27 protein-coding genes are annotated in these 24,733 nt (G+C 68.7%); 9 read left to right on the plus strand and 18 right to left on the minus strand.

Annotation, left to right across the window (positions count from 1 at the left end):
• Window positions 1-27 precede the first annotated feature (27 nt).
• Complete coding sequence (locus tag NWFMUON74_RS05825; RefSeq protein ID WP_187686950.1) at window positions 28-1,248, plus strand: FAD-dependent monooxygenase; 1,221 nt, start codon at window positions 28-30, stop codon at window positions 1,246-1,248.
• A gap of 28 nt (window positions 1,249-1,276) precedes the next feature.
• Here the strand turns inward: NWFMUON74_RS05825 and NWFMUON74_RS05830 are convergent, their stop codons facing one another.
• A complete protein-coding gene (locus tag NWFMUON74_RS05830) occupies window positions 1,277-1,993 on the minus strand; it encodes a DUF2306 domain-containing protein (protein ID WP_187686951.1) in 717 nt (238 codons plus the stop codon).
• A gap of 85 nt (window positions 1,994-2,078) precedes the next feature.
• Here NWFMUON74_RS05830 and NWFMUON74_RS05835 point away from each other — a divergent pair, with 85 nt between their 5' ends.
• Window positions 2,079-2,804, plus strand: a complete 726-nt coding sequence (locus tag NWFMUON74_RS05835; protein ID WP_187686952.1) for a TetR/AcrR family transcriptional regulator — start codon at window positions 2,079-2,081, stop codon at window positions 2,802-2,804.
• Here the strand turns inward: NWFMUON74_RS05835 and NWFMUON74_RS05840 are convergent.
• From NWFMUON74_RS05840 to NWFMUON74_RS05850, 3 genes are all read right to left on the minus strand, one after another.
• Entirely contained in the window at window positions 2,769-3,485 is a 717-nt protein-coding gene (locus NWFMUON74_RS05840; protein ID WP_187686953.1) for an MBL fold metallo-hydrolase, read from the minus strand. The genes NWFMUON74_RS05835 and NWFMUON74_RS05840 overlap by 36 nt on opposite strands.
• Before the next feature lie 92 nt (window positions 3,486-3,577).
• Window positions 3,578-4,900, minus strand: a complete 1,323-nt coding sequence (locus NWFMUON74_RS05845; protein WP_232110867.1) for a PucR family transcriptional regulator — start codon at window positions 4,898-4,900, stop codon at window positions 3,578-3,580.
• A 260-nt stretch (window positions 4,901-5,160) separates the two neighbouring features.
• Window positions 5,161-5,790: a TetR/AcrR family transcriptional regulator gene (locus NWFMUON74_RS05850; RefSeq protein WP_187686954.1), complete on the minus strand. Its 630-nt coding sequence runs from the start codon at window positions 5,788-5,790 to the stop codon at window positions 5,161-5,163.
• Window positions 5,791-5,986: 196 nt separating this feature from the next.
• On the opposite strand from NWFMUON74_RS05850, the gene NWFMUON74_RS05855 reads away from it, so the two are divergent.
• The gene (locus tag NWFMUON74_RS05855; protein ID WP_425300395.1) at window positions 5,987-7,357 is read left to right on the plus strand and encodes an ABC1 kinase family protein; all 1,371 of its coding nucleotides are present in this window, start codon (window positions 5,987-5,989) and stop codon (window positions 7,355-7,357) included.
• A 17-nt stretch (window positions 7,358-7,374) separates the two neighbouring features.
• On the opposite strand, the gene NWFMUON74_RS05860 is transcribed toward NWFMUON74_RS05855, so the two are convergent.
• From NWFMUON74_RS05860 to NWFMUON74_RS05870, 3 genes are all read right to left on the minus strand, one after another.
• On the minus strand, window positions 7,375-8,277 hold the full coding sequence (locus NWFMUON74_RS05860) for an SDR family NAD(P)-dependent oxidoreductase (protein WP_187686956.1): 903 nt from the start codon (window positions 8,275-8,277) through the stop codon (window positions 7,375-7,377).
• A 54-nt stretch (window positions 8,278-8,331) separates the two neighbouring features.
• Window positions 8,332-9,012: a respiratory nitrate reductase subunit gamma gene (locus NWFMUON74_RS05865; RefSeq protein ID WP_187686957.1), complete on the minus strand. Its 681-nt coding sequence runs from the start codon at window positions 9,010-9,012 to the stop codon at window positions 8,332-8,334.
• Between the two features lie 83 nt (window positions 9,013-9,095).
• Window positions 9,096-9,662: an HAD domain-containing protein gene (locus NWFMUON74_RS05870; protein WP_187686958.1), complete on the minus strand. Its 567-nt coding sequence runs from the start codon at window positions 9,660-9,662 to the stop codon at window positions 9,096-9,098.
• Window positions 9,663-9,936: 274 nt separating this feature from the next.
• Here NWFMUON74_RS05870 and NWFMUON74_RS05875 point away from each other — a divergent pair, with 274 nt between their 5' ends.
• A complete protein-coding gene (locus NWFMUON74_RS05875) occupies window positions 9,937-10,452 on the plus strand; it encodes a hypothetical protein (protein ID WP_187686959.1) in 516 nt (171 codons plus the stop codon).
• Window positions 10,453-10,495: 43 nt separating this feature from the next.
• On the opposite strand, the gene NWFMUON74_RS05880 is transcribed toward NWFMUON74_RS05875, so the two are convergent.
• The 4 genes from NWFMUON74_RS05880 to NWFMUON74_RS05895 all read right to left on the minus strand — a co-directional run bounded on the left by NWFMUON74_RS05880 (window position 10,496) and on the right by NWFMUON74_RS05895 (window position 14,301).
• Entirely contained in the window at window positions 10,496-11,464 is a 969-nt protein-coding gene (locus NWFMUON74_RS05880) for a glycine betaine ABC transporter substrate-binding protein (protein WP_232110868.1), read from the minus strand.
• Window positions 11,465-11,715: 251 nt separating this feature from the next.
• Complete coding sequence (locus tag NWFMUON74_RS05885; RefSeq protein ID WP_187686961.1) at window positions 11,716-12,474, minus strand: ABC transporter permease; 759 nt, start codon at window positions 12,472-12,474, stop codon at window positions 11,716-11,718.
• Entirely contained in the window at window positions 12,471-13,658 is a 1,188-nt protein-coding gene (locus tag NWFMUON74_RS05890; protein WP_187686962.1) for an ABC transporter ATP-binding protein, read from the minus strand. The genes NWFMUON74_RS05885 and NWFMUON74_RS05890 overlap by 4 nt, the downstream gene beginning before the upstream one ends.
• Complete coding sequence (locus tag NWFMUON74_RS05895) at window positions 13,651-14,301, minus strand: ABC transporter permease (protein WP_425300396.1); 651 nt, start codon at window positions 14,299-14,301, stop codon at window positions 13,651-13,653. The genes NWFMUON74_RS05890 and NWFMUON74_RS05895 overlap by 8 nt, the downstream gene beginning before the upstream one ends.
• Before the next feature lie 471 nt (window positions 14,302-14,772).
• Between NWFMUON74_RS05895 and NWFMUON74_RS05900 the strand changes: the two genes are divergently transcribed.
• Together NWFMUON74_RS05900 and NWFMUON74_RS05905 are read left to right on the plus strand one after the other, a co-directional pair.
• Window positions 14,773-15,366: a CHAP domain-containing protein gene (locus tag NWFMUON74_RS05900; protein ID WP_187686964.1), complete on the plus strand. Its 594-nt coding sequence runs from the start codon at window positions 14,773-14,775 to the stop codon at window positions 15,364-15,366.
• Window positions 15,367-15,539: 173 nt separating this feature from the next.
• Window positions 15,540-16,661 carry a hypothetical protein gene (locus NWFMUON74_RS05905; protein WP_187686965.1) on the plus strand — a complete coding sequence of 374 codons (1,122 nt, stop codon included), beginning with the start codon at window positions 15,540-15,542 and terminating at the stop codon, window positions 16,659-16,661.
• A gap of 24 nt (window positions 16,662-16,685) precedes the next feature.
• Here the strand turns inward: NWFMUON74_RS05905 and NWFMUON74_RS05910 are convergent, their stop codons facing one another.
• A complete protein-coding gene (locus tag NWFMUON74_RS05910; protein ID WP_187686966.1) occupies window positions 16,686-16,934 on the minus strand; it encodes a hypothetical protein in 249 nt (82 codons plus the stop codon).
• 8 nt (window positions 16,935-16,942) lie between these two features.
• Window positions 16,943-17,602 (minus strand): hypothetical protein, encoded by a 660-nt coding sequence (locus NWFMUON74_RS05915; RefSeq protein WP_187686967.1) that lies wholly within the window; start codon window positions 17,600-17,602, stop codon window positions 16,943-16,945.
• 215 nt (window positions 17,603-17,817) lie between these two features.
• Between NWFMUON74_RS05915 and NWFMUON74_RS05920 the strand changes: the two genes are divergently transcribed.
• Window positions 17,818-18,984, plus strand: a complete 1,167-nt coding sequence (locus tag NWFMUON74_RS05920; protein ID WP_187686968.1) for a helix-turn-helix domain-containing protein — start codon at window positions 17,818-17,820, stop codon at window positions 18,982-18,984.
• 525 nt (window positions 18,985-19,509) lie between these two features.
• On the opposite strand, the gene NWFMUON74_RS05925 is transcribed toward NWFMUON74_RS05920, so the two are convergent.
• Window positions 19,510-19,674 carry a hypothetical protein gene (locus tag NWFMUON74_RS05925; protein ID WP_187686969.1) on the minus strand — a complete coding sequence of 55 codons (165 nt, stop codon included), beginning with the start codon at window positions 19,672-19,674 and terminating at the stop codon, window positions 19,510-19,512.
• Between the two features lie 987 nt (window positions 19,675-20,661).
• Between NWFMUON74_RS05925 and NWFMUON74_RS05930 the strand changes: the two genes are divergently transcribed.
• Window positions 20,662-21,384 (plus strand): DUF1906 domain-containing protein, encoded by a 723-nt coding sequence (locus NWFMUON74_RS05930; protein ID WP_187686970.1) that lies wholly within the window; start codon window positions 20,662-20,664, stop codon window positions 21,382-21,384.
• Here NWFMUON74_RS05930 and NWFMUON74_RS05935 read toward each other — a convergent pair whose 3' ends face one another.
• Together NWFMUON74_RS05935 and NWFMUON74_RS05940 are read right to left on the minus strand one after the other, a co-directional pair.
• Complete coding sequence (locus tag NWFMUON74_RS05935; protein WP_187688955.1) at window positions 21,385-21,699, minus strand: hypothetical protein; 315 nt, start codon at window positions 21,697-21,699, stop codon at window positions 21,385-21,387.
• A gap of 167 nt (window positions 21,700-21,866) precedes the next feature.
• Window positions 21,867-22,649, minus strand: coding sequence for an Rv1157c family protein (locus tag NWFMUON74_RS05940; RefSeq protein ID WP_187686971.1), 783 nt, complete (start codon window positions 22,647-22,649; stop codon window positions 21,867-21,869).
• Window positions 22,650-22,897: 248 nt separating this feature from the next.
• On the opposite strand from NWFMUON74_RS05940, the gene NWFMUON74_RS05945 reads away from it, so the two are divergent.
• Window positions 22,898-24,169, plus strand: coding sequence for a mannosyltransferase (locus NWFMUON74_RS05945; RefSeq protein WP_425301368.1), 1,272 nt, complete (start codon window positions 22,898-22,900; stop codon window positions 24,167-24,169).
• On the opposite strand, the gene NWFMUON74_RS05950 is transcribed toward NWFMUON74_RS05945, so the two are convergent.
• Window positions 24,111-24,404 carry a 4a-hydroxytetrahydrobiopterin dehydratase gene (locus NWFMUON74_RS05950; RefSeq protein ID WP_187686973.1) on the minus strand — a complete coding sequence of 98 codons (294 nt, stop codon included), beginning with the start codon at window positions 24,402-24,404 and terminating at the stop codon, window positions 24,111-24,113. The two genes, NWFMUON74_RS05945 and NWFMUON74_RS05950, sit on opposite strands and share 59 nt — an antisense overlap.
• Before the next feature lie 21 nt (window positions 24,405-24,425).
• Window positions 24,426-24,602: a hypothetical protein gene (locus NWFMUON74_RS05955; RefSeq protein WP_187686974.1), complete on the minus strand. Its 177-nt coding sequence runs from the start codon at window positions 24,600-24,602 to the stop codon at window positions 24,426-24,428.
• Between the last annotated feature and the right edge of the window lie 131 nt (window positions 24,603-24,733).

Here is a 24,733-nt window from a genome sequence, read left to right on the forward strand (position 1 = left end):
CAACTACCCAAACCAACGGAGGCGCAGATGCGGATCCTGATCTCCGGCGCCAGTATCGCCGGTCCCGTACTGGCGTACTGGCTTGCGCGGCAGGGCTTTTCGGTCACGGTGGTCGAACAGGCGCCCGCACCGCGCAAGACCGGCGGCCACGCGGTCGACCTGTTCCGGCCCGCGATGGACATCTCGGAGAAGATGGGTGTGCTGGCTCGCATCGAGGAGCGGACGACCGGCACGCGGAGGTTGGCGCTCGTCCCGGAAGGTGGGCGGCCGGTCCGGGTGGACTTGGCCAAGGTCTTCGGCGCCGCCTCCGATCGGCACGCCGAGATCATGCGCGACGATCTGAGCGAGATCTATTACGAGGCATCCCGCGACGACGCCGAGTACCTGTTCGGCGACTCGATCACCGCGATCGCACCCGACGGTGCGGTGCGGTTCGAGCAAGCCGCGCCGCGCCGCTTCGATGTGATCGTCGGTGCGGACGGCCTGCATTCCACCGTGCGCCGCCTGGTCTTCGGCGCCGAGTCCGGTTTCACCGTCGGCACCGGGGCATACCTCGCGGTGCTCACGCTGCCCGCCGCCACCGGCATCGATGGTGAACTCCGCATCCATGTCGGCGTCGGCCGCACCGCCGGGATGTACAGCGCGCGACATCTCGGGGAGGCGCGGGCACTGTTCCTGTTCCGCAGCCGACATCCACTCGACTACCACCACCGCGACGTACCCCGGCAGAAGGAACTGTTGCGCGCCGCGTTCACCGGCGTGGATCCCGAGGTGCGGCGCTGGCTCGACGCCCTCGACGACACCGACGCCTTCTACTTCGACTCCATCACCCAACTGCGCATGGACACCTGGTCACGGGGAAGGGTGACGCTCGTCGGCGACGCGGGCTACTGCCCGGGGCCGGCGGTCGGCGGCAGTACGAGTCTCGCTGTCGTCGGCGCGTACGTCCTGGCCGGTGAGCTGGCACGGGCGGGCGGCGACCCCGACCGCGCGTTTCCCGCCTACGAGCGCGCGATGGCCGAGCACGTGCGCGGCAGCCATGCCGTCGGCCGGAGCGCGGCGAAAACGCTCATTCCCACCTCCCGGCTCGGTGTGCGGGGCCTGGCCCAGGGCACGCGCCTGCTCGCGGCCCTGCCCCCGTCGCTCGGCCGGGCCTTCCTCCGCCTCACCACCAAGAGCGCACGCGTCCACAACGTCATGACAGTCGCCGACTATCCGGCCCCGCCGGGGCAGCGGGTCGACGCCTGAGAAGGATTGCGCCGGCACATCTTCGGTCCTACGCGCCGGTCACCACCGGCGCCCTACCCCGCACCCGCCGCTCCCGCGTCAGCCCCCGCTCCAGCCACCACTCCGCCACCAGCAACGAGGAAGTCCACCCCAACCACGTGCCGATCCCCGCGATCGTCTGCGTCATCAACTGCTCGTCGCCGTGAAATGTGGTGTGCAGCTGCGGACTCAGCGCGACGGTGAGGACGCCGCCCACCAGCCGGTTGAGGATGATCGACAGGGTGAGGGCGAAGCTGCGGATCATCCAGCGTCGATGGTCGGCGAAGCGGCGGCGCCGGGCCGCTCGCCAACCGGTGATCGTGACGGCGAGCCACAGCAGTGCCAGCATGACGTTGCTGACCCGGGCGACCGGGCCGAACGGGCTGGTCGCGCCGATCACGACGCCCGCGAGCCCGGCGGGCAGCACACCGGCGAAGACGTACCAGCGGCCCATCCGCCGATGCACCGCCGAATACCTGCGCCGAAACCACGGCCACACCTGGAACCCGCAGAGCAGGATCGCGATCGAGCCGCAGACCACGTGCACCACGAGCAGCGGATAGTGCGGCGCGAAGCCGGGATCCGGCACCCGCGACCGCGCCGGGTCGAGTGTCAGATACGGCGGCAGGGAGAAGGCGACGAAGGCGACGACGAGCACCAGCAGCGGGCCGACCCAGGGCCGCTGCCACCAGCGTCGTGAACTGTTCGTGCGCACAGGTATTGCCATGGTGGACCACCCTGAGATGTCGGAAGAACAACTACTGCGTAGAATATACGCAAAGCGTAGCGCATACGCAGTAGAGGAGGACAAGTTGGCCGAGCAACCGCCGCGCGTGGCCCGCCTGCTATGGGACGGCAATCAGTGGTCCGGCCGCGGGCCGCGACCGGCGCTCAGTCTCGAGCGCATCGTCGCCGAGGCCATCGTCATCGCCGACGAGGAGGGCATCGGCGCGGTGTCGATGCAGCGCGTGGCCAGGCAACTCGGTGCGGCCACCATGTCGCTGTACCGGTACGTGCCGAGCAAGGACGAACTGGTCGCGCTGATGTTCGATACGACCATGTCCGACCCGCCGGACCTGTCCCGGCACGGGTGGCGCGCGGCGCTGGAGCAATGGTCGCGGGAGAGCCGGCAGCTGTATCTGCGACATCCGTGGATGCTCGCCATCGGCGCGAACAATCGCTGGATGGGACCCAACGAGGCCGCGTGGGGTGAGGCCGCGATCGGTGCGGTGACCGCGGCCGGGTTGCCGCCGGACACCGTCGCCGACATCATCTTCTCCGTCAACGCGTTCGTCGGCGGCATCGTCCGGCTGGAGATCGACCCGACCCTCGGGCGCGACCAGACCGGGCATGTCGGCCCCGCCCTCGATCCCGCGATGATCGAGAACTACGGCCGCCCGGAGCGATTCCCGGCCCTGCTGGCCATGCTGTCCGCCGACCCCGGTGACGACTACGGCACTCGCGACCTCGCCGCGTCCGTCTTCGAATTCGGCCTCGGCAAACTACTCGACGGCATCGCCGCCCACCTCGACTCCTGACCGAGAGCGCCAGGCCCGCAACGCCTCTGCCTCGAGTACATCCCCGTGGCCCACGCAGACGGTGTCGACATCCAGCTCCGTGAGGCGGTGGGCGGCGGCCGCGACGGCGTCACTGTCGAGATTGAACACTCCCGGCATGGTGGCGCCCCGGAGGTTGGCGAGAGTGTCGCCGGTGAACAGCACGCGGTGGCTCGGCAGGTGCAGGGCGATGCTGCCCGCCGTGTGCCCGGGGACGGCGAGAACTGTTGCGCCGCCGCCGAAGTCGAGTGACTCACCGGCGTGCAGTTCGCGGTGCACCGGAGCCGGACGCGGTGGGATGCCCGGCGGCAGCGCCGCCGCGATCGGGCGTTCCCAGTCGCGCAGCACCGGAGCGGGCTGCGGGCGCTCGCCCCGCACGATGGCGGCATCGGCGTGATGAGCCCAGATCTCGGCGCCCCATTCGGCCAGGTCGGCGGCCGAGCCGAGATGGTCGTCGTGGGCGTGGGTGAGGATCACTCGCCGCACCTGGCGGGGCGCGAAACCCAGTGCGCGCAGGCCGTTCTCGATCGCACCGGCGGCGCCGGGCAGGCCACTGTCGATCAGCGTCACCGCCCCGTCGTCGTTCCAGACGTACACATTGAGGTCGTTGACCTCGGAAAACCGCAGGGCGTTCAGCTGCGGCAGCACGGATACGATCTCCACACCGCGAACCTACCGACAACCGGCCCGGCCACCCGGGAAATCTGCTCTGAGCAGAGAACGGGCGCCGCGCGACGCGGCGGCGCCCGCACGGATCATGCTCTGTCGCGCAACGGCGTTCGCCCACCGGCCAATTCGGCCGTGAACGACTGGGTGTGCCGGTAGCTGCGGGCCACCAGCGCGGAGCGCAGATACCACAACCCGCTGGCCTGGGTGGGGTCGCACCCGGTGAGGGTGGCGATGCGTTTGAGCCGGTAGTCGACCGTATTGGTGTGGATGTGCAGGGCATGGGCGGTGCGCTGGCGGTTCAGGTTGTTGCTGATGTGCCGTTGCAGGGTGTCGAGCAGTTCCGGATGCGGGTCGAGCGGGTCGAGCAGGGTGCCCAGGTGCTCGCGGCCGGGACCGGGCCGGGTGAGCTGATACTCGAGCGCCAGGTCGTCGAACCGGTAGAGGCCGCGTACGAGCCGGAGCCGGTGCACCATGTCGAGCAGTTGGTGGGCGCGGTCGGCCGCGGCCGGGATGTCGTGGGTGTCGGAGGTGACGACGGTCGCGGTGATCGCCACCTGCGCCGCCTGTGACAACGTATCGACCAGCTGATCGAGATCGATCTCCCGGGTGGCCGGAATGAGCAGCGTGCCGCCGTCGACGCTCAGCAGCGACAGCGGGGCGTCGCCGTTGAGACTGGTGGCCAGCGCGGCCTGGATGCGGCGCAGCTTGCGGCGCGCGACCACCGCGCCGTCCAGCATCGGATTGTTCTCCTCCGGATGCGGCGGCACCGCCAAGGCCAGCACGTGGTACTGCTCGGCGATCTCGATGCCGGATTCGCGGGCCATGGTGGAGGTCGGCCGGCCGCCCAGCAGCGCCGAGGTCAGCGTGTGCACCGCGGTGTGGTGTTCGCTGACCACCGAACGCAGTTCGCGCACATAGGCTTTCGATACCGCGGTGGTCATGGTGTCGAGCATGTCCACCACCATCTTGGCGGCGCCGACCAGATTGTCGTAGTCGTCGCGCCGCAGTGCCAGCATCTGCTCGTCGCCGTCGATCGTGCGCCGATAACTGTTGGTGGCGCTGGTGATCACCAGGTCGAGTCCGAGGCGGAAACCCTCGTGGATGGCGTGGTGGATGGTGTCGATCGGCACGCCTTCGCGCGCCCACTGCGCGGCGGTGTCCTCCAGTTTCCGGGTCTTCTCCGGCACGTCGGCGCCGTCGAGCATACTGACCGCCAGCTCGAGACACAGCCGGGTGATGGAGGTGACGTCACCGTGGATCGCGTCGCCGGGCAGGGTTCGGCACGGTGCGACGGTCTCCACGAAGTGCCCCACCATCTGACGCGACAGGGCCCGCACGTCCTTCAACGGCGTGGAGAACGGCGTCCCGGAATACGTCAGACCGGGACTGTTGGACATGTCGGCTTTCATCGGCGACCTTCCTTCCACCTTTGGTAAGACGAGGTGGGTATCACCCGCTTGTTGCTCTGCCACAAACGGTAAGCCGAGCTTCAACTCACCTTCTACTCCTCTTTGAAGATTGTTCGGCAGTCGCGAAAACGCCGATTCATCAGGCGAAACAGTGCGCGGCGGCGGGGGTTGCGGAGCGTTCTGCGCGCGGATAGTTGGCCACAAGCTCACTTTTGGCGAGTCGTTCCGTACGCTGCGGTACGTTCGTGCCCGTCCGCAGCTCAGGCGGCCCGGGCGTTGATTTCCGCCTGGGCCATCGCGGCGATCATCCGCGCCGTCATCGCGATGGCCTCCTTGCGCTGCTGGGCGTCGATGTCCAGCGCCGAAACCCGCAGCACCGCGGCGAAACCCGTGTTGATCAGCACGAACGTCATGACGTCGTACTCGTGGTCGTCGCCCGGTCCGAGCATCTGGATGACCAGCACCTTGACCAGCAGGCGCAGCCGCGGCTCGAATTCGGGGATGCCGCTGCTGTAGAACTGCACACCGGCCACCAGGGCTCGCACCAGCTGCGCGTTGTCTACCAGCTCGTCGCTGATGACCTCGAGGATGCCGGTGATCATGTCCACGGTCGGCTTGTCCGACATGCCGAAAACCCGCTGTGTGAAGCGTCTTTCGATGTTCTCCAGCAGTCGCCCGAGCAGTTCCTCGACGATGACCGAGCGATCGGAGAAATACCGGTAGACCGTGCCGATGCTGACTCCGGCCTCCGCCGCGATGCGGTTCGTCGAGGTGTTGGCGATGCCGCGCTCACCGAAGAGCTGCGCGGCGGTGTCGAGTATGTGTTCCCTGGTCGCCTTGGCACGATCCTGTCTCGGGCGACGGCGCTGTCCCGCGGTTTTCGGCGGCATCGCGCTCTCCTGCCTGCTGTCGAAAGAAGATGAGCGTCGCTCAGTTTAAGCACAGTCCGCCCGCACCGTGGCGGAATCCGCGCCCGGAACCTGTTGGTCGGTTCGCCGTACTTGCGAATTCCCGGCCCGGCGCCGCCTCGATGGGGTGGAATGTGGGTGAACGGGAACAGGCAGCGTTGCCAGTGGAGGTGCGGTAGTGGCCGGTCGAGTGCCGAAGGGGCGTTTCGTACGGGGGAGCAGAATGGGCCGGCTCGCGGCCGGGCAGGCCGTCCGCGGGGTCGGGACCAGGCTGTCCATGATCGGCCGTCCCGAGCAGGCTCGGCAGGTGCTGGCCGAACGGGCCACGCTGCAGGCGGCACAGCAGTTCGTCACGGTGCTCGGCGCGATGAAGGGCGCGGCGATGAAATTGGGGCAGATGCTGTCGGTGCTCGACGTCGATCTGCTGCCGGAATCGCATCGCGAGATGTTCCGCGTCAAACTCGCCGAACTCCGCGACCAGGCGCCGACCGTGCCGTTCGGGCAGATGCGGGCGGTGCTCGAGGCCGATCTCGGGCCGCTCGGTCGGACCTTCCGGGATTTCGACGAGACACCGGTCGCGGCCGCCTCGATCGGCCAGGTGTATCGGGCCACGCTGCGCGACGGCCGGACGGTCGCGGTGAAGGTGAAGTATCCGGGCGTGGACGAGGCCGTGGAATCGGATATGCGCAACCTGGCCATGATCAGCAGGTTGTGGAAGTCCATTCTGCCGAGCGCGGCCGACGAGGACGTACTGGACGAGATCGCGCGCAATATCGGCACGGAACTCGATTATGTGCGCGAGGCCCGGACGCAGCACCGGGTGGCGACGCGCTACCGGGATCACCCGTTCATCACCGTGCCCGACAGCGTCGAGGAATGCTGCGGGCCGCACGTGCTCGTGACGGAATTCGTCGAAGGCGAATCGTTTTCGCAGCTGCGGCAATTGCCGGCGGCCGACCGGGACCGGATCGGGGAATTGATCTACCGCTTCTACATCACTCCCATCTTCGCCGACTACGAATTCTGCGGCGATCCCCATCCCGGCAATATCCTGCTCGCCGCCGACGGCCGGCTCGCCTTCGTGGATTTCGGGCTCTACAACACCATGGACGCCGTGTACGTGGAGGCCGAGCGCACGGCCATGCGCATGGCGTGTGAGCAACGCGCCGAGGATCTCTACGACACGTGGGTCGGCCGCGGCATCATCGACCCGAACGCGGGCGTGACCCCGCAGGAGTGCATGGAGTACGTCTGGGCCGCCGCCGGCTGGCACCTGCTCGACGAGGAGATCACCATCACCCCCGAACTCGCCACGGGCGCGGTCGTTCTGGCCATCGATCCGCGCGCGGCCAGCTTCCGCGGCATGCGCCGCCAGCACCTGCCCGCCGAGCACGTCTTCTCCCGCCGCGCCGACCTGTTCACTTTCGCGGCCCTCGGCCAACTCGTCACCACCAACAACTGGCATCGCCTGGCCCGCGAATGGCTCTACCACGAACCCCCGGCCACCGAGATCGGCCGCGCCTGCGCCGAGTGGCGGGCGAGCCGGTAGCGCGGTGAGGGGCATCGTTACGGCGACATGCCGACGAGTTCGGCGCTATCCGCCCACAGCGCCCGCGCCGCCTGGGGGTCGCGCGCCGACTCGGACGGTTGCGGCCAGGTGAGCACTCCTCTGCGCAGGGCGGCGTAGGTACGGCCGTCCGGGGGCGTGGCATGGCCGAGCGCCAGGTCGGCCAGGGCGGCACCGGCGGCCGCGGGCGTGTTGAAGTGACGGTTGAACGCACGCAGGGGGCGGGCGAGCGCGGGCGTGCCGAGCAGCGACCAGACGACCGGCAGCGGGAAGGCGAGGTTGCCTGCCAGACCGGTGCCGAAGACCTGGCCGGGGCAGTAGGCGATGGCGGTGAGGCGGCGGTGGGTGCCGCCGTACTCGGACAGTGCCCGCGCGGTCAGGACAGCGCACAGTTTGGCGGCGGTGTAGGCGTGCTGGCCCGCCTTTCTCGGCGTGGGATCCCGGCCGGGATCGCGGTCGGGGTGGGCGAGCAGCGTCGCGTCGGCGTGGCGCGGCGGCGTGAGACCGCCCTTGGTAGCGGGGTCGTGGGTGCCGCTCGTGGTCAGCACGACGGTCGCGGTGTCCGTCAGAAGGGGCAGCAGCAGGCGCAGCAGGAGGTAGTGGGCGAGGTGGTTGACGGCGAAGGTGGTCTCGAAGCCGTCGACCGTGCGGCCGTCGGCGTCGGGGCGGATCACGCCCGCGTTGAGCACCAGGGCGTCGATGCGGGTGTCTCCCAGGGTCTCGCGGACCTCGGTCGCGAAGGCGCGCACCGACGCCAGCTCGGTGAGGTCGAGCGGGAGAACCGCGCCTGTGGCCGTGCGGCGCGCGCCGAGAAGGAGCCGCGCGGAGTCCGTACATGCTATCCGGTCGGCCGCGATCGCACCGAAACCCGATGTGCCGCCGGTCATTACCATTACTGACATGCTTCCTCCGGGAAGCCCGTCGAATTGTGACGGTCTCGAATGTAGCGCCATGGCTCAGAAACCGATACCCGGACGGCCGGGCCGGGGTATGAGGCGGGCGGTGCGGCATCTGGTGGCGTAGCGGACCACCGGGCCCGCGAAGATTCCGGCGAGACGGGTGTAGGGCCAGATGCCGATCAGCAGCAGCACGGTCAGGGCGCGCAACCGGTGCAGGGCGGGGGCGTCGGCCATGGTCTCGGGTTTCGGGCGCAGGATGAAAAGTGAACGCGCCCAAGCGAACAGCGTTTCCGCGGGGCGGTAGTTGCCGTCGAGGGAGTTCGGGTCGAAGCGCACCAGGATGCCGGACAGGACGACCGCGGTCAGGACCGGGAGCGTCAGCCGGTCCAGCGGGGTGACCGGCGCGCGGTAGGCGCCGGCGATCATCGGCGGCAGGAACACCAGGACCGCCCCGGCCGCGGCGGTCGGCCCGGCCACCATCTCGACCCCGGCCGGGATCGCGTGCAGGACGCCGCGCGGGTGATCGTGCGGTCCGGAGGTGGCGACATCGGTGACGCGGGCGGCCAGCACGAGGACGGTTCCGAGGCGAAAGGCGTTGGCGCCGTAGCGTTCCAGTCGGTCGATGTCCGGGCCGCCACCGGCCGGGTGGAAGCGGTCGTGGCGGTATCGCCACACATTGCCGAGTACGAAGGACACGACAGCGCAGTAGGGCAGGACGACCCAGAGCAGAACCGGCACGGTTCGTCATCGCCTTCCGGAGTGGGGGAACTGGTGCACCACGGTCGCAGAGGCGCAAACTCCGAGCTAGGGGCCAAAGACACCTACCGAGGCGGCTCATCGGGACAAGCGCGCCCCCATTGCCGCAGGAAAGCCCGTGCCGCGTCGAGGTGCTGCCGCTGCAACCCGGTGTGCCGGTCGACCGGGATCAGCCGGGTGGGCGCCCCGGAGTCGCTGCGCCGTTCGGCCCAGCTCCCGTCTGCCGGTTGGAACTCGTCGTCGAACCAGCACAGCGGCCGCCGGCCCGCCCAGCGGTCGATCGTGGGCAACTTGCCGTGCCGGCCGTCGCGATGCCGGATACCGGTGTCCTCGAAGACGATCACCTCGAGCGCGGGCAGCCCGAGCAGCGGGCCGAGGAGGCGGTCGGCCTCATGCTCCCAGGCGGTGGCCCACACCAGATCGGCGTTCGTCTCCTGCGCCAGTCGCAGCAGGTCGCGCCCGCGCTCGGGATGCAGCAGCACCCGCTGCTCGATCGGGGGCACGGCCGGGATGATCCGGTGCGACACCACGAAGGGCAGGTAGCCGGTGGGCGGCGGCCGGCCCCGGCGCGGATAGGGATTCAGCGGGCCGTCGACATCCAGAAGTATTGCCGCACGCGGTGATTCGACCATGCGCATCCTCCCCGAATTCGGCAAGTTTACCCGGTCCGGACGCTCGGCGGGCGGATAGCCGGCGAAACGCTCGGCTGTGCGGTGGGCCTCCGGCTGCCGCTGGTTCGGCGAATCCGCGCTGGTGACGCCGAGATTGTGGCACCATTCGAAGTAGGTAACGGTCGGGCGTCGAGGAGATCGGTCCGAATCGGGTGACTCGGCGACCGGCGAACTTCGGACCACACACAGGATCGCGGCAGGGCCGATCATCGGCCCTCATTCCCAGGAGCCCGCTATGTCGGATCCGTCGCACACCAGAATCTGCCTGACCGGGACGGCGTCGCGCGCGCCGATGGTCAGCCTGTTCCTCGTCCCAGAGCCGCGCGTGCGCGGCGCCTGCATGCTGCACCTGCTCGAGCAGGCGCCGGTCGACGACGCACCCCGCCCCGACCCGGAACTGATCGCCTCCGTCGAGGCCCGTCACCTGCCCGGCGCCCGGGCCCGGCTGCTCGAAGTCGAACCGGTCCGCGCGTCCGCGCCGCAACTGCGCACCGTGTACCACGACCACTACATCGCCGACGGCCCACTCGGGCTGGACACCGGTGATCCGGCCGAGCTGGCGCGCCTGTCGATGCTGCCCGAGCATCCGATCGGCCCGCGCCGCATCGACGACTTCGAGGATCACTCGGTCCGGCAGGCGATGCTGGCCGTGTACCGCTATTTCGGTGTGGACCAGCGCATTCCGCTGATGTACCACGGATTCGCCGATCCGGGCGGCGGGTGGCTGGCGTTGCGCACGGCCGTCGCCTGAGGGCTCGGTCGGCGGGCGGCCTGGTAGCGGGAAACGTGCGGTGTCAGCGTGCGGTGACGAAGCCCTGCGCGACCAGCCAGTCGCGAGCGACGTCGGCCGGTTCCTGGCCCTCGACGTCCACCTTGCGGTTGAGTTCGGTGATGCTCTCGTTGGTCAGCTGCGCGGTGATCGGGGCCATCACCTCGGCGACCTGAGGATGTGCGGTGGCGAAGGATTCGCGCATCACCAGCGCCGCGTTGTACTTCGGGAAGAACTTCAGATCGTCGTCCAGCAGTTTCAGGTTCAGGGCCGGGATGCGGCCGTCGGTGGCGGCCACCGAACCGAACTGGCAGGTGCCGTCGGCCGTCGCCGGGTACACCAGCGAATCCTGCATGACCTGCTTGCGCACCTTGCCCATGTCGACGCCGTACTTGCGGACCAGGCCGGGGAAGCCGTCCTGCCGGACGCTGAATTCGGTTCCGACACAGGTGGTTCCGGTGGCCGGGTCGGTGTTCACCAGGCGGGCGTAGTCCGACAGGGTGGTGGCGCCGGTCCGCTGCTGGGCCGGTCCGCTGGTGACGAGCGCGTAGGTGTTGTTCATCGGGGCCAGGTCGGCCCACACCATGCCGTGCTCGGCGCGGTCCTGGTCGCGGACCGCCTCGAACTGCGCGACCGAATCCGGGACGGGGGTCTCGTTGCCGAGGTAGTTGATCCAGCCGGTGCCGGTGTAGTCGAACGCGACATCGACCTGCCCGTGCAGTTGGGCATCGCGCAGGCTGTTGGAGCCGGTGATGGCGGTCAGGTCGCGGACCTCCGCCCCGGCGGCGCTGAGCGCGAATTCGATCAGGTAGCCCAGGATGATCTGCTCGGTGAAGTCCTTGGAGCCCACGATGACTCGCACCCCGTCGAGTTCGGGGACAGGCTGAATGCTGCCGGGCCCGACCCGCAACGGCACCGCGCCCCCGGCCTCCAGCCCGCATCCGCACAGCAGCAGCCCCACCGCAGTCAGCGCGGCTATTGCCTTGGCCCCCACCGAGACAGGCCGTTGCCGCGCCGACGCGGACCGTCGCCTTGCCGCCGAGGTCTGTCGCCTTGCCGCCGAGGTCTGTTGGCTTGCTGGCGTGGGTTGTTGGTGTGCTGCTGTGGGCGGTTGGTTCGCTGGCGTGAGGTGTTGGTGTGCCGTTGTAGGCGGTTGGCTTGCTGGCGTGGGGGGTTGGCCTGCCGCTGTCGGCCATCGCCGCGCCGGCGCAGGCGGTGGAGTTCGTGACGGGAAGTTGGGAGTGCTCATCGCAGCCCCCTCGGTCCGAGGAAGCGTTCGGCGAGGGCGCCGAGCCAATCCACCAGGAGGGCCAGGGCGACGGCGAGGAGTGCGCCTACCCATAGCGTTACGTTGTCGCGCAGTTTGTAGCCGGTGTCGATAAGGATGCCCAGGCCGCCCGCGCTGACCAGGAACGACAGCGTCGCGGTGCCGACCGCCAGCACCAGCGAGGTGCGCAGGCCGGCCAGGATGTAGGGCACCGCGAGCGGAAACTCGATGCGGCGCAACACCGTAACGGCCGACATGCCCTGGCCGCGTCCGGCGTCCACGAGCGTCGGATCGACCTGCTGGTAGCCGAGGATGGTGTTGCGCAGCACCGGAAGCAGCGAATACAGCGCGATCGGCCCCACGCCGACCCAGAAGCCGGTGTGCTCGGTCCACAGGTAGGTCAGCACGATGAGCCCGATCGTGGGCGCGGCCGAACCCAGGTTCGCGATACCCACGAACAGCGGCGCCGCCCGCCGGTATCGGGCGCGCGTCAGCAGCGTGCCCAGCGGTACCGCCACCAGCACGACGATCACCATGACGGTCAGGGTGATGACCACGTGCTCGCGGGTGGCGGTGGCGATGTTGTCGGCGTTCATGCTGGCCTGCTGGGTGGCGGTCAGCGTGCGGCCGAATCCCCACCAGAGCACGCCGACGGCCAGCGCGAGCGCCAGCAGCGGCTGGGCGAACAGTCGGATGCGTTCGGCCCGCCGCTCCGGGTGCCCAGTGGCGACGCTCATGTCCGCGGGCCCGGTTCGGTTGTGGCGCTGGTGTGTTCGGCGCGCATCTCGGACAGGTGCGCCACCAGGGTGTCGATGGTGATCAGGCCCGCGTATTCGCCGCGACGGCCGGTGACGACGGCGTGGGCGTTGCTCTCGGCCAGCAGCACCTCGAGCGCCCCCTGCAGCGACGAGCGCAGCGCGACCGTGCCGGTGACGGGCAGCCCGGCCGCGCGCAGCGAGGTCGCCTGCGCGAGCAGGGCATCCGAGACCCACCGCAGCGGACGGCGTTGGGCGTCGAGCACCAGGCCCCATTTCCACTCCCGCTCGGCGAGCGCGGCGCGCAGCGGCTGCACCTCGTCGGATTCCAGGGCGGTGGGGCACTGCCCGAGCGCCACGTCCTGCACCCGGACCAGCGTGAGCTGCTTGAGCGCGGCGTCGGCGCCGACGAATCCGGCCACCGTCTCGTCGGCCGGTTCGGCCAGGATCGCGGCGGGGGTGTCGTACTGCAGAATCCGGGACCGGTTGCCCAGCACCGCGATTCGGTCACCGAGCTTGACCGCCTCGTTGAAATCGTGGGTGACGAACACGATCGTCTTGTGCAGTTCGGCCTGCAGGCGCAGCAACTCGTCCTGCAGCAGGCCGCGGGTGATCGGGTCGACGGCGCCGAACGGCTCGTCCATCAGCAGCACCGGCGGGTCGGCGGCCAGCGCCCGGGCCACGCCGACGCGCTGCTGCTGCCCGCCGGACAGCTGGCGCGGGTAGCGGTCGCGGAAGGTGGCGGGGTCCAGCCCGACCAGTTCGAGCATCTCGTCGACGCGGATGGCGATCCGCGCGCGGTTCCAGCCGAGCAGCCCGGGCACCGTCGCGATATTGCGCGCCACCGTCATGTGCGGGAACAGCCCGGCCTGCTGGATCGAATAGCCGACCTGCCGGCGCAGCTGGTCGGCGTTCACCGCGGTCACGTCGCGTCCGGCGATGGTGATGGTGCCCGACGTCGGCTCGATGAGGCGGTTGATCATGCGCATGGTGGTGGTCTTGCCGCAGCCCGACGGGCCCACGAATACCACGATCTCACCGGCGGGAATGGTGAGCGAGATGTTGTCGACGGCCGGATCCCGTTGTCCCGGATAGTGTTTGGTCACCGAGTCGAGGACGATCTCGGCGCGGGGATGCTCCGCGGCGGCGGGTGCGGTCTCAGTCACGGATTCCCCTCGCAGTGGTGAGCCGGCCGACGAGCACGAGCACGGCGTCGAGCAGCAGCGCCAGCACGATGATCAGCACCGTGCCCGTCAGCGCCATCGGCACCGCGGTGGGGCTGCCGAGCCGGGCCAGGCCGGAGAAGATCAGGTTGCCCAGACCCGGGCCCTTGGCGTAGGCGGCCATGGCGAGAATGCCCATGCTCAGCTGGGTGCTGACCCGGATGCCCGCCAGGATCGACGGCCACGCCAGCGGCAGTTCGATGCGGGCCAGGATGCGCAGGCGGTTCATGCCCACGCCGCGCGCGGCATCGGCGACGGCCGGGTCGACGCCGGCCAGGCCGATGATGGTGTTGCGCAGGATCGGCAGCAGCGCGTACAGCACCAGGGCCACGACGGTCGGCGCGACACCCAGGCCCAGGGCCGGAATGAGCAGGCCCAGCAGGGCGAACGAGGGCACCGTCAGGATGATGCTGGCGGCCGCTGTGGACAGCGCCGAACCCCACGGGCTGCGGTGCACCGCGATACCGGCCAGCACGGCCACCACGGTGGCGAGCAGCACCGACTGCACGACGGCGGAGACGTGCAGGTAGGAATCGGTCAGCAGCTGGTTTCGGTGGTCGACGACGAAGGTCCACAGCGTGTCCAGGGTCAGCCCTCCCGCATCCTCGACGTCCGGGCAGAGTGTAGCGACACAGAAGGGGACGGTATGGCATTTCCGGCGGTTTGTCGCGGTAGCGCCATCCGGTCCGGACACTCGGCGGTCGTTCCCGCGAATCGGGCTGCGGCCCTGGTCGTTCCGCCGTTGGAGGCCGAATGACGGCGCAACCGGACACAGTGGGACAGCTATGCCTCTTGACGGTCGGCCCGGCGGCTCGGGATGCTCATCCGGCCGTCCTGCGCAGTGCGGCCAGTAATGCCCGGCGGGGACGGCACGAGCAGACGATCGCACCATGCCGGTGCGGACGGCGCGTGCCGACAGGGCACGGCTGCCTCCCGGCGGCAGCGGACCGGCGGTCGATGCGCACCGACCGCCGGTTTCGCGTACTGCCGCCCCGTCGGGAACCGCGAGGCTCTCCCGGTCGTCTTACTCTGTGACGGCCCGGGGAGGGGAGCGGAGATGACAGGACGCACGCGGACGCGATCGTGGTGGCTCGTGGCGGGGGTGATAATCGTGCTCGCCGTCGTCGCGGTGGGCGGGGTGTGGTGGCAGCATAGTTCGGGCCCGCGGCCGATCGCCGGTGAGCGGCTCACGGCCTTCCCCGATATCGACTCCTCCGGGCTGGATCCCGGCCGGTCCCGGATCATCGCCGTGGCCCGCGCCGAATTCGCCCACCCCGGCGACGGGCGCAAGTACGCCGAAGGGGTCGAGGAGGCGTGGTGCGCCGACTTCGTCAGCTGGGTGCTGCGGGAGGCCGGAATGCCGCTGGCCAACCCGAATTCTGGGTCGTGGCGCATACCCGGCGTCTACACGCTGCAGGAGTACTACGAGTCCGAGCAGCGGTTCGCCGCCGCCGATTCCGGCTACCAGCCGCGCCCCGGCGACGTGGTGCTCTACGACAGCAGCAGCCCGTTCGGTCAGCACACCAATATCGTGCTCGCCGCCGACGCCGCCACCCTCACCACGATCGGCGGAAACGAGCAGGGCGATATCAGAATTCACCGTTACATCCGGGCCGAGGTACCGGGTATGGTCGGGTTCGGTCGTTCCTGAAACGGATCCGCCCGCGGGGGCTGTCACCGAGCGGTGGGTGAGGTGCATCGCGCACATCTCGGCCTACGATGGACCCGGCGGTGCCCGGCAGCGCCGCCGTCGCGGTCCCTGTCCTGCTGCCCCCTCATCGGCAGGACGGGGATCCGCATCGCACGGCGAGGTTTCGGGAGCTCATGCGACAGTCCACTGAAGACCCTTCCACCTGGATCGACTACGCGGATTTCGGTGAGCGTTTCGTCCGGCACGCGGTGACGCGGGCGCGCATCGAGGCCGCGGTCTCCGGGGTGGCCGGGCGCGGGATGACGATCGGCCCGTTCTCGGTCGGGCCCGCCGGGCTGGCCGGATTCGTCGCCGAGGGCAGTGTGGGCAAGCCGATCATCGCGCGCAGCGGGCCGCAGGTCACCTTCGAGGTGCGGGTGCCGGTGTCGCTGCACGTCACCATCACTCTGGGCGGTCAGCGCCTGCGGCTGGAGGCCATAGTCGAGATCGATCTGACGCTGCACGCGCGTACCGCCGCGCCGCTGCTGATCGTCATCGACATACCCCCGGTCACCGCGCCGGACGTCAGTTTCGTGGTACGGGCCCAAGCCATCGGCGCGGCCTTCGAATTGCTGCTGGACCCCATCGCGGTGCTGGTGCAGCGCGAGGTCGCCCACCGGATCAACGCCCTCCTCGCCGACCCCGCCGCCCGCCGCGGGCGGGTCTTCGACGTCGAGGCGATCATGAACGGCACCCGATCCGAGCATCTCGGGCGGGAGAGCCTCGACTGGATCGGTTACGACGAGTTCGGGCGGCGGTTCTTTCCGCTCATCGTCACCGCGGAACGAGTGCGCGAGGTGGTGGACCGCCTCGCCGGGCGGCCCATCGAGATCGGGCCGCTGCGCACCGGGCCGCGCGAGGCGGCGACGGTGGAGGTCAGAGGAGCGGTCCGGGTGCCGCGCCTGGCAGAGCGGGAAGGCGAGGATCCGGTGTCCTTCGATCTGGTGATTCCCGTGGGGCTGGACATCACCGTCGATGTGCTGAAAGCCAATCGGTACCGGGCTGAGGTGGAGATTCCGCTCGTGCTCGAAGCCCGGGCCGCCGACCCCCTACTGATCGTCATCGACACGTCCGCTCCCGACCCCCACGCCATCTCCGTCGACCTGCGTGCCGAGGGCTGGCGGGCCAAGGCGTTGGGGCGGGTCGGGCAGATTCGTCAACAGATCGCTACCCAGGTCGCTGCGGTCATCCGGAACGAACTGGCTGATCCCGCCGGGCGGACGATCGACGTTCAGGCGCGTATCGACGGGGTGTAGGGGGCGCGCACTCGTCCTGGGAGCCTAATAGTTTCGTCCGCTGTCCGGCTTGATCTTTCCGGCGCGGACCAGCGTGTACCACGCCGCACTCTTACGCGGGCAATCTTGCACCGGGCAGTCCCGGTGCTGCTGCATGATCCGGTGCGCGTGGCTAGTAGTCAGTGGCTCGGCCGGGGCTTGATGCGCCCAGCCAACTGTTTGGTGCTCACGCGCGAGCCGTTCCTGGATGTCATCCACGGTCTGGCCGGCCGTGTCCTTGCGCCACCAGTTCATTTTCCGCCCTATCCCTCGGAACCGGGGGACAGGCGTACTGAGGACACGTGTTCTTCGGCGTCGGCCGCCAGACCATCGAGCACGGCTATCAACGTCTGAAGATCGACTCCGGACGGTGGTGACGATTCGGCCGACGACCAGTAGGGGATGCCGCGCGCCGCGGCTCGCTCGCGCAGCGTCTCCACCGGCGGAACGATCTTCCCCTCCCGGACCAGGCACCTGTACGCGGCCGACTTACGCCGACAGGAATCAGCACGACATCCCCTGTGCTGCTGCATGATTCGCTGGGCTTCGGTCACGGTAAGCGGATGGTGGGGATATGCGTGTTCAAGATCGGCGAGGCTCGGCAGCGCAAGGGGCCACGTATTCGGTGGCCGGACCGTCTCCAGGATGAACGAGTCACAGATCCTGGACGGCATGTTGTCGATCGTGTCGAGGTCGTACGCGACGATCGCATCGACCCCGAGGCCCGCGGCGATTCCCAACCCGTACCCGATCGGGTCCGGATGGTCTGCGGGTGGACGCACCGTGTAGAGGCAGACATATCCCAGCTCGGCGGCATGGTCCTGCGCGAGTATCGCGTGCCGTGGGGCTTCGAGGTCCGACACGTCGCCGCGGACCAGGCATGCGGCAGTGGGCTTGGTTGCGTTCTCTTCCTCGAGACTCATGACTTCCTCTCAGCTCGTCCTTCGGGGCGGCCCGCCACCGCCGGAAAGCTGTGCGCCATCGGCCAGTTGGAGAGGGTGGATCGACCGACGTGCAGGAATGGAATTGCATCAACCCAGCGGCGGGGCAGGTTGAACAGTGCGTGTTCGAGGCGTCGCCAAGGGACAGGAAAAGGACAACCGACGCACGACCAGGCCAGAGGACCTACCCTCGGGGTATGACGACTGCTGGTGAAGCGATAGCACGCGAGCGGAAGCTGGCGGGTCTCACACAGCGCGGCTTGGCGAACCGGATCACCTACAGTCTGAGTCTCGTCAAAGCCGTTGAGCAGAAACGTGAACCAGCCAGTCCCGGCATGATCTCCGCCGTGGCGAGAGCGCTGCGCATTCTGCCGGAGCAACTGACCGGAGCGCCCTACGACGATGGCAAGCCGATGTCCGACGCCGTGAACGGGATCACCGCGCTGCTGGCGGAGGGCCGCTACGCCAGAGCCGAGGAGCCGCTACCGCTGGATGCCATCGAGGCGAAGCTGAACGAGGCCCGGCGCCTGTATCGGGCGGATCGTACGAGGCAGACCATCGAGATGCTGCCGGGCATCATTCGCCAGATTCACGGAGCTGTCCAGACAATGACAGGTGATGCCCAGCGCCGAGCGTATTCGCAGCTCGCGTGGGCATACATATTCGCCGAATGGGCCGCGCGGCGAGTCGGCCAAACCCGGCTGGCCATCCCGGCGCTGGACCTGGCCGACCACTACGCGCCGAAGGGGGATGACCCGCACTACGGCGACTTCTCGATGCTCGCCCGCGCCCGTGTACTCACTCACATCGGCGAGTCGGGCGTCGCGGGCCAGCTGATCGACACGGTCATCGAACGTGCGGAGGCGGACACGACGACCACCGGCCTCGTCATGACCGGCTACTCGCATCTGGCTGCTTGTATCAATGAGGCTCGGAAGTTGAACTACGCCAACGCCGTATCGCATGTGGACGCGGCACGGGAGTACGCGGATCGCACCGGCGAGACAGATGTGTACATGACTTCGTTCGGGCCGTTGAACGTCGAATTCCATCGGCACGCAATCGAACTCGAGTCGGGCGACCCACACAAAGCGGCCCGCGAAGGAACACAGCTGACCATCCCGAGCGGGTACGACAAACCGACACGAATCGGACACCATTGGCAGGACAACGCTCGTGCGTGGTTGATGGCCGGCAATCCCGACAAAGCCCTCGTAGCGTTGAACAAGGCGCGGGCAGTCGCGCCGCAACAGACACGACTGCATCCCTCGGTGCGGGAGACTCTGCACGGGATCGCCGCGGCCCAACGACGGAGAAGTGAATCGTTGGTGGGCTTCGCCTCCTGGTTGGGGACTTCCCTCTAACGAGCCCTACATCGACTCCAACGCTCGCGGACCGTCCAGGCGACGGCCGCGGAACTGGGGCTGTACAACCCCAGAGCGGTGAAAGCGAAGACCTCGCAGTCTGGTACGGGTGTCGAAGCTGCCCTAGGCTGGAATTGGGGTGGCGAGGAGAACGCCTTCCATCCGCTGTCCCACTGCGATGGAGTGAGCACAGCGTGGTTCGGTGAGCGCGGAGAACAGCTCGGTTACGGCGTCGTTCACGGCCGCCCATGCTACGCCCGGTATTTCGCGGAGAGTATGGCTGCTGGAGATGATTTCGGGCGGCGGTTCTTCCCTTGATAGTTACCGCTGACCGCGTGCGTGAGGTGGTGGAAGTGAGCGGGCGGTTCGGGTGCGGCGGCTGGCAGGGCGGGAGGGCGTGGATCCGGTGTCTTTCGATCGGGTAATCAAATTTGTGCGCGATCCAGCATTGGTGCGATGTTGGCCGGTGGCTCGGCTTCGTGGAGCTGCCGAGGTGGCCGTTGCGGATTCGGGAGGTAGCCGGGTTCAGGGATGCGTCGGCGGGAGATGGAAGCGGTCGTGATTGTGGAAGCGGCTGTGGTCATGGATGCAGGTGGGGTCGTTGATGCGTAAGCCGTTGTGTACGCGCGTGTTCTCGTCGATGCAGAAGCCGTCATCTCGAGTTGGCTGTGCTTCGGCGGTCGCCGCCATCGCGCTTGGTGCTCCGATCGCCGCGGCGATGAGCGCTACAACCAGGGTGCGGCGTACCGGGGTGGTCGTCGCGGGAATTGTTCGGCTCAATGGGGTTCCTTCGGTCGCGGGATCTCACACCGTTCTATCAGCGGACGCGGGATGGCAACAACTACCAATTCCAGAGGTGGATCGGCGATCGACGGGGTGGGGGTGGGTGCTGGTTGGCGTGGTTGTGGGGTGGGGCGGCTGTATTTTTGGCCTCCGCTTCGCTCCGGCGGGTTTTCGGCGCCCTGTGGCTCGGTTTTCGGGTACCGCTGCTGGCTCCTTCGTCGCGGACGCAGCGGTACCCGAAAACCGAGCCGCGCCGAAAACCTTTGGGGTTGGCGGGCTATGGGATGTTTTTGGCGGAGGGGGTTGCGTGAGGGTGGGAAGAGTTGCGTGCGGGTTGGAGAGTCGCCCGAGGGCGGGGGAAGTGGCGCGAGGGTTGAGGAGTCGCGTGAGAGTTGAGGAGTCGCTCGAGGGCGGTGGAAGTTGCGTGGGGTTGGAGAGTTGCCTGAGGGCGGGAAATGGGATGAGGGTTGAGGAGTCGCGTGCGAGTCGGAAGTTGCGTGAGGGCCAGGGAGTTTCGTGGGGTTGGGGGAGTTGCCTGAGGGCGGTGGGAGTTGGGGGAGAGTTGGGGGTTGCGGGAAGTGGGGGGTTGCTCGAGGGCGGGGAGTTGCGGAGAGGGTGGGGGAGTTGCCTCAGGGGTGGGAAGAGTGCGCGTGAGGGTTGGGGAGTTGTTCGAGGCCGGGGGCTGAGGCATTGTTTCTTGTGGGGTTGGTGGGTTTGATGGGTCTGGCGGTTCTTGTGTGCTTGTGGTGAAATGGGGCAACGTTCGAGGCTGCCGGGCGCGCGCTTTATGGGGAAGGTGCGCCGGGCATGCTGGTTGCTCGGCCATGGGCGGTACCGGGCGTTCGCGTCCGGCGCGAGATTCTCGATCCACCAACGGCGCGAAGGGGTTGTTCGATGCGTTCTGTTCCGATGTCTCGGCGGGCTCTTTTCGGTGTGGCCGCGGGTGCCGCCGCGTGCGCTGGGCTGTCTGCCCTTGCTCCGGGCGCTTCGGCGACAGGGGCTCGGTTGGGGACGTTGCTCGATTACGCGGGGGCCGTGCCGTCAGCCGATGCCATTCGGGAGGCGGGGCATGTGGGGGTGATTCGATACGTGTCCGATCGGCGGCCGGGGGCGGAGTGGATGGCGGGAAAACCGCTGCTGGCCGGGGAGGTCGAGGCGTTGCGGGCGGCGGGGCTTTCGGTTGTGTCCTGCTATCAGTACGGCAAAGGGCCGACGGCGGATTGGCGCGGTGGGCTGGAGGCGGGTAAGCGGCATGCCGAGCGCGGGCTGGCGCTGCACAGTGCGGCGGGTGGACCCGAGGGCGTGCCCATCTATGCCTCCATCGACGACAATCCGTCCGCGGCCGACTTCGCCACCATGATCGCGCCCTACCTGGCGGGCTGGCGGTCGGTGCTCGGCAACGGGAACGTGGGGGTGTACGCCAACGCGCCCACGATCGAGCTGGCTCGCGCGGCGGGCCTCGGTTCGTGGTTCTGGCAACACGATTGGGGGACACCGGAGGGGGTCGTGCATCCCGCCGCCAATCTGCACCAGTTCGAGATCGACGAGCGTTCGGTGGGTGGCGTGGGTGTCGACGTCAATGCCATCCTCACCCCGCAGTACGGCCAGTGGTGGTGACTACGTCTGGCAGTGGCAGGTGGGGTCCTCGCACAGGTCCGGTTCGTCGGCGACGACCGTGAGCGCGGGGCGGGCCTCGGGTGCCTCGCGCACGCCCATCCAGGAGAACAGCGACCACCGGGACAGGCCGGAGAACGCCGAGCCCAGACTGAAGAACGAACCGATCGACCCGACCGACAGCACCGAGCCCACACTGCCGACCGACAGGATCGAATAGGCCGAGCCGATCGACAGGATCGAGCCCTCGGAGCGGATCGACAGGATGGACCGGTTCGACCGGGTGGACAGCACCGATCTGAACGAGCGCCGGGACATCACCGACTTGCCGGAGCGGGATACCGCCCGGGTGGAACCTGTGGATCGTTCGAGCTGATCGACAGTCGCCATGAATAGCGGTCTACCACAGCCGATGAACCACTGCCCGGCTATTGGGCAGGAAAGGCCCGGAGTGTCACATTGGTGACGGCTCCGGACGGCGGGACCTACCGCTGCGCCTGAGCGGCCGGTGCGGTCTGCGGGACCACGAAGAAGCCCAGCGTCGGCAGGAACGAACAGGTGATCGGCGCCTCGTCCGCGGCGGGCTGCGTCGTCAGCGAGCCCGCGACCACCGCGATCACCCGGCCGGGGCCCGTGTCGGCGATGGCGGACAGGGTGGCCGGGCCGTCGGGGTTGATGTGCGCCTCGTCGGTCAGCGGCTGGGTGGCCGTGCGCCGGGTGTCGAGGTTCAGCCACTGCACCGTCATCGGCGGGTTCTGCTGCGGCGTCAGGCCTTTGGTGCCCAGCGCGGTGAACACGAAGCCGGTCTGCCCGGCGGCCGGTCCGGGCGGGGGCAGTTCGGCGGGGCCGGGGACGGCCAGCGCGGTGCCGACCGAATCGGCGCCGGGGCCGATGCAGCCCTTGCCGATGGTCGGGTAGAGGAACTGGGCGATGGCCGGGCCGTTCTCCGGAATGTCGGGGCCGCCACCGCCGCTGCCGTCGAGGAACTTGATGATGGCCTGCAGCGCCTGCTTCACCTGCGGCGGCAGGTTGGCCGAGTTCAGGATCTGCTGGGCCTGGTCGAGGATGCCCTGCTGGGCGGGTGCGGCGATATCGCCCGCGGTCGCGGCGGCGCCGACGATGGCGGGAGCCAGGTTGGCGATCGCGTCGACCGGCACACCCTCGGGGATCAGCGGTACGGCGGCCGGTGCGTCCTGCTTCGGCGCCGGAGCGGCGACAGCGGTCGACGCGGCGACAGTGGCACCGGCCGCGAGGGCCAGCGCGGACATTGCGAACCGCGATCCTCTGTTGCGAAGCACTGGTGTAGCCGTCCTTACCTCGGGTACTTCATCCGGCGATGCGGCCGCATCGCTTGCGTCACTTTAGGGATAGAGCAGCCGTGTTGTACAGCCGTGGTGCGATCTCACAGGCAGCGGGCATCGGGTGCGCGCCGTGCACGGACGATAACTCCGCGTGGCTGCGGGAGCGACGTGCCACGCCGGTACCCTTGTCCCGGCCTGCCAACCGAACCGAAAGTCTGCGTGCCGTGAACCGACACCCCCGCCGGATCGCTCTCGCCGCGCTGATCCTGTCGGTCCTGGCCCGCATGTTGTGGATGCTGTTGGCGCCCAACGGAATGAACCTCGTCGACCTGCACGTCTACGTCGACGGCGCGGCGAGCCTGGGCAGCGGCCACCTATTCGACTACACCTACGCGGAGAAGACGCCCGACTTCCCGCTGCCGTTCACCTATCCGCCGTTCGCGGCCGTGGTGTTCTATCCGCTGCATTTCCTGCCGTTCACGCTGGTCGCGGTGGCCTGGTTGCTGCTGATCGCGGCGGCGCTGTACGCGGTGGTGCGGATCAGCTTCGCGATGCTGCTCGGCGCGGCGGCGCGGGAGAGCCGCTGGCGCACGGCCGCGATCGGCTGGACCGCGGTGGGACTGTGGCTGGAACCGACCCGGACCACCATGGACTACGGGCAGGTCAACGTGTTCCTGGTGCTGGCCGGGATGGCCGCCGCCTACTACACGGCCTGGTGGCTGTCCGGCCTGCTGGTCGGGGTCGCGGCCGGGGTGAAGCTGACGCCCGCGGTCACCGGGCTGTATTTCCTCACCCAGCGGCGGTGGGCGAGCGCCGTGTGGGCGGCGGTGGTGTTCGCGGCGACGATCGGGGTGAGTTTCGCGATCTCGCCGGGGGAGACGCGCACCTACTTCGGCCCGCTCATCGGTGACGCGAACCGGATCGGCCCGGTCGGCTCGGTGTGGAACCAGTCGCTGCGCGGCGCACTGACCCGCATCCTCGGCTACGACGCGGGCGCGCCCTGGCATATCGGCGGGCATCGGGTGCCGTTCGGGCCGTGGTGGCTCGGCGGGGTGGTCGTGCTGGCGGTGCTGGCCTTGTTCGCCTGGCGCGCACTGGAATTCGGCGATCGGCTGGGCGCGCTGCTGGTGGTGCAGTTGTTCGGGCTGCTGGTGTCGCCGATCTCCTGGTCACATCACTGGGTGTGGCTGCTGCCGGTGGTGCTGTGGCTGCTGTACGGGCCGCTGCGCGAGGTCGCGGGCGCGCGGATCCTCGCGGGCTACTGGCTGGTGACCACGCTGATCGGACTGCCCTGGGTGCTGTCGTTCGCCCAGCCGACCATCTGGACCATCTCCCGGCCCGGCATCCTGTCCTGGCTCGGTGCGGTCGACGTGATCGGCGTGGTCGTGTTCTATCTCTGGCTGATCCGGGCCGGGCGGCGGCGCGGGCTCAACTCTCCTGCGCCAGCCGATCGATCGCGCGTGCCAGTTCCACATCCAGGCGGGTGAGCCCGCCCTCGGAGTGCGTCGACAGCGTGAAGGTGACGCGGCGCCAGCGGATATCGATGTCGGGGTGGTGGTTGGCCGACTCGGCCTCGGCGGCCACCCGGCGCACCAGCTCGATTCCCGCTAGGAACGACGGCGCCTCGACGGTGCGGGCGATGCTGTTTCCGGTGTGGGTCCAGTCCGGCAGTTCCTCGAGCGCGGTCCGGATCTCGTCCTCGGACAGTAGTGGGGTGCTCATACCCCGGTTCTACCCGCCGAGCTAGGCCGCACGCGCCTGCTTCAGGTACTTCTTCAGGTCTTTGCCGCAGATCCCGGCGGATTCGGCCTTCTTCATCCGCATGATCACGACCGGGCATTTCACGCAGCGCGTCTTCTTCCGACAGCACTTCTTCTTAGGCTTCAGGCGCGAGACCTTTTTTGCCTTGACCTTGCCCATGGAGGTTAGCTTAACCTAACTCAGAGCCCGGGGGCCTCCCCGGCCCGAACGGGTGCCCCGGCCGTTTCGGTACTGTGTAGCTGGCCGCATGCCCGGTGAGTCGCTCGTCCACCTGTCTTGTTCGGACCCTC

Origin of the sequence: Nocardia wallacei, assembly GCF_014466955.1 — a bacterium.
Lineage (GTDB): Bacteria > Actinomycetota > Actinomycetes > Mycobacteriales > Mycobacteriaceae > Nocardia > Nocardia wallacei.

Excerpts from the sequence above, each read along its gene's own strand:
- NWFMUON74_RS05905 (WP_187686965.1), top strand. The coding sequence starts at position 15,540 with ATGCGACAGTCCACTGAAGACCCTTCCACCTGGATCGACTACGCGGAT.
- NWFMUON74_RS05900 (WP_187686964.1), top strand. The coding sequence starts at position 14,773 with ATGACAGGACGCACGCGGACGCGATCGTGGTGGCTCGTGGCGGGGGTG.
- NWFMUON74_RS05955 (WP_187686974.1), bottom strand. The coding sequence starts at position 24,602 with ATGGGCAAGGTCAAGGCAAAAAAGGTCTCGCGCCTGAAGCCTAAGAAG.
- NWFMUON74_RS05930 (WP_187686970.1), top strand. The coding sequence starts at position 20,662 with ATGCGTTCTGTTCCGATGTCTCGGCGGGCTCTTTTCGGTGTGGCCGCG.
- NWFMUON74_RS05940 (WP_187686971.1), bottom strand. The coding sequence starts at position 22,649 with ATGTCCGCGCTGGCCCTCGCGGCCGGTGCCACTGTCGCCGCGTCGACC.
- NWFMUON74_RS05885 (WP_187686961.1), bottom strand. The coding sequence starts at position 12,474 with ATGAGCGTCGCCACTGGGCACCCGGAGCGGCGGGCCGAACGCATCCGA.
- NWFMUON74_RS05935 (WP_187688955.1), bottom strand. The coding sequence starts at position 21,699 with ATGTCCCGGCGCTCGTTCAGATCGGTGCTGTCCACCCGGTCGAACCGG.
- NWFMUON74_RS05910 (WP_187686966.1), bottom strand. The coding sequence starts at position 16,934 with ATGAACTGGTGGCGCAAGGACACGGCCGGCCAGACCGTGGATGACATC.
- NWFMUON74_RS05830 (WP_187686951.1), bottom strand. The coding sequence starts at position 1,993 with ATGGCAATACCTGTGCGCACGAACAGTTCACGACGCTGGTGGCAGCGG.
- NWFMUON74_RS05950 (WP_187686973.1), bottom strand. The coding sequence starts at position 24,404 with ATGAGCACCCCACTACTGTCCGAGGACGAGATCCGGACCGCGCTCGAG.
- NWFMUON74_RS05825 (WP_187686950.1), top strand. The coding sequence starts at position 28 with ATGCGGATCCTGATCTCCGGCGCCAGTATCGCCGGTCCCGTACTGGCG.
- NWFMUON74_RS05920 (WP_187686968.1), top strand. The coding sequence starts at position 17,818 with ATGACGACTGCTGGTGAAGCGATAGCACGCGAGCGGAAGCTGGCGGGT.
- NWFMUON74_RS05860 (WP_187686956.1), bottom strand. The coding sequence starts at position 8,277 with ATGTCAGTAATGGTAATGACCGGCGGCACATCGGGTTTCGGTGCGATC.
- NWFMUON74_RS05925 (WP_187686969.1), bottom strand. The coding sequence starts at position 19,674 with ATGGCGGCGACCGCCGAAGCACAGCCAACTCGAGATGACGGCTTCTGC.
- NWFMUON74_RS05845 (WP_232110867.1), bottom strand. The coding sequence starts at position 4,900 with ATGAAAGCCGACATGTCCAACAGTCCCGGTCTGACGTATTCCGGGACG.
- NWFMUON74_RS05870 (WP_187686958.1), bottom strand. The coding sequence starts at position 9,662 with ATGGTCGAATCACCGCGTGCGGCAATACTTCTGGATGTCGACGGCCCG.
- NWFMUON74_RS05850 (WP_187686954.1), bottom strand. The coding sequence starts at position 5,790 with ATGCCGCCGAAAACCGCGGGACAGCGCCGTCGCCCGAGACAGGATCGT.
- NWFMUON74_RS05915 (WP_187686967.1), bottom strand. The coding sequence starts at position 17,602 with ATGAGTCTCGAGGAAGAGAACGCAACCAAGCCCACTGCCGCATGCCTG.
- NWFMUON74_RS05875 (WP_187686959.1), top strand. The coding sequence starts at position 9,937 with ATGTCGGATCCGTCGCACACCAGAATCTGCCTGACCGGGACGGCGTCG.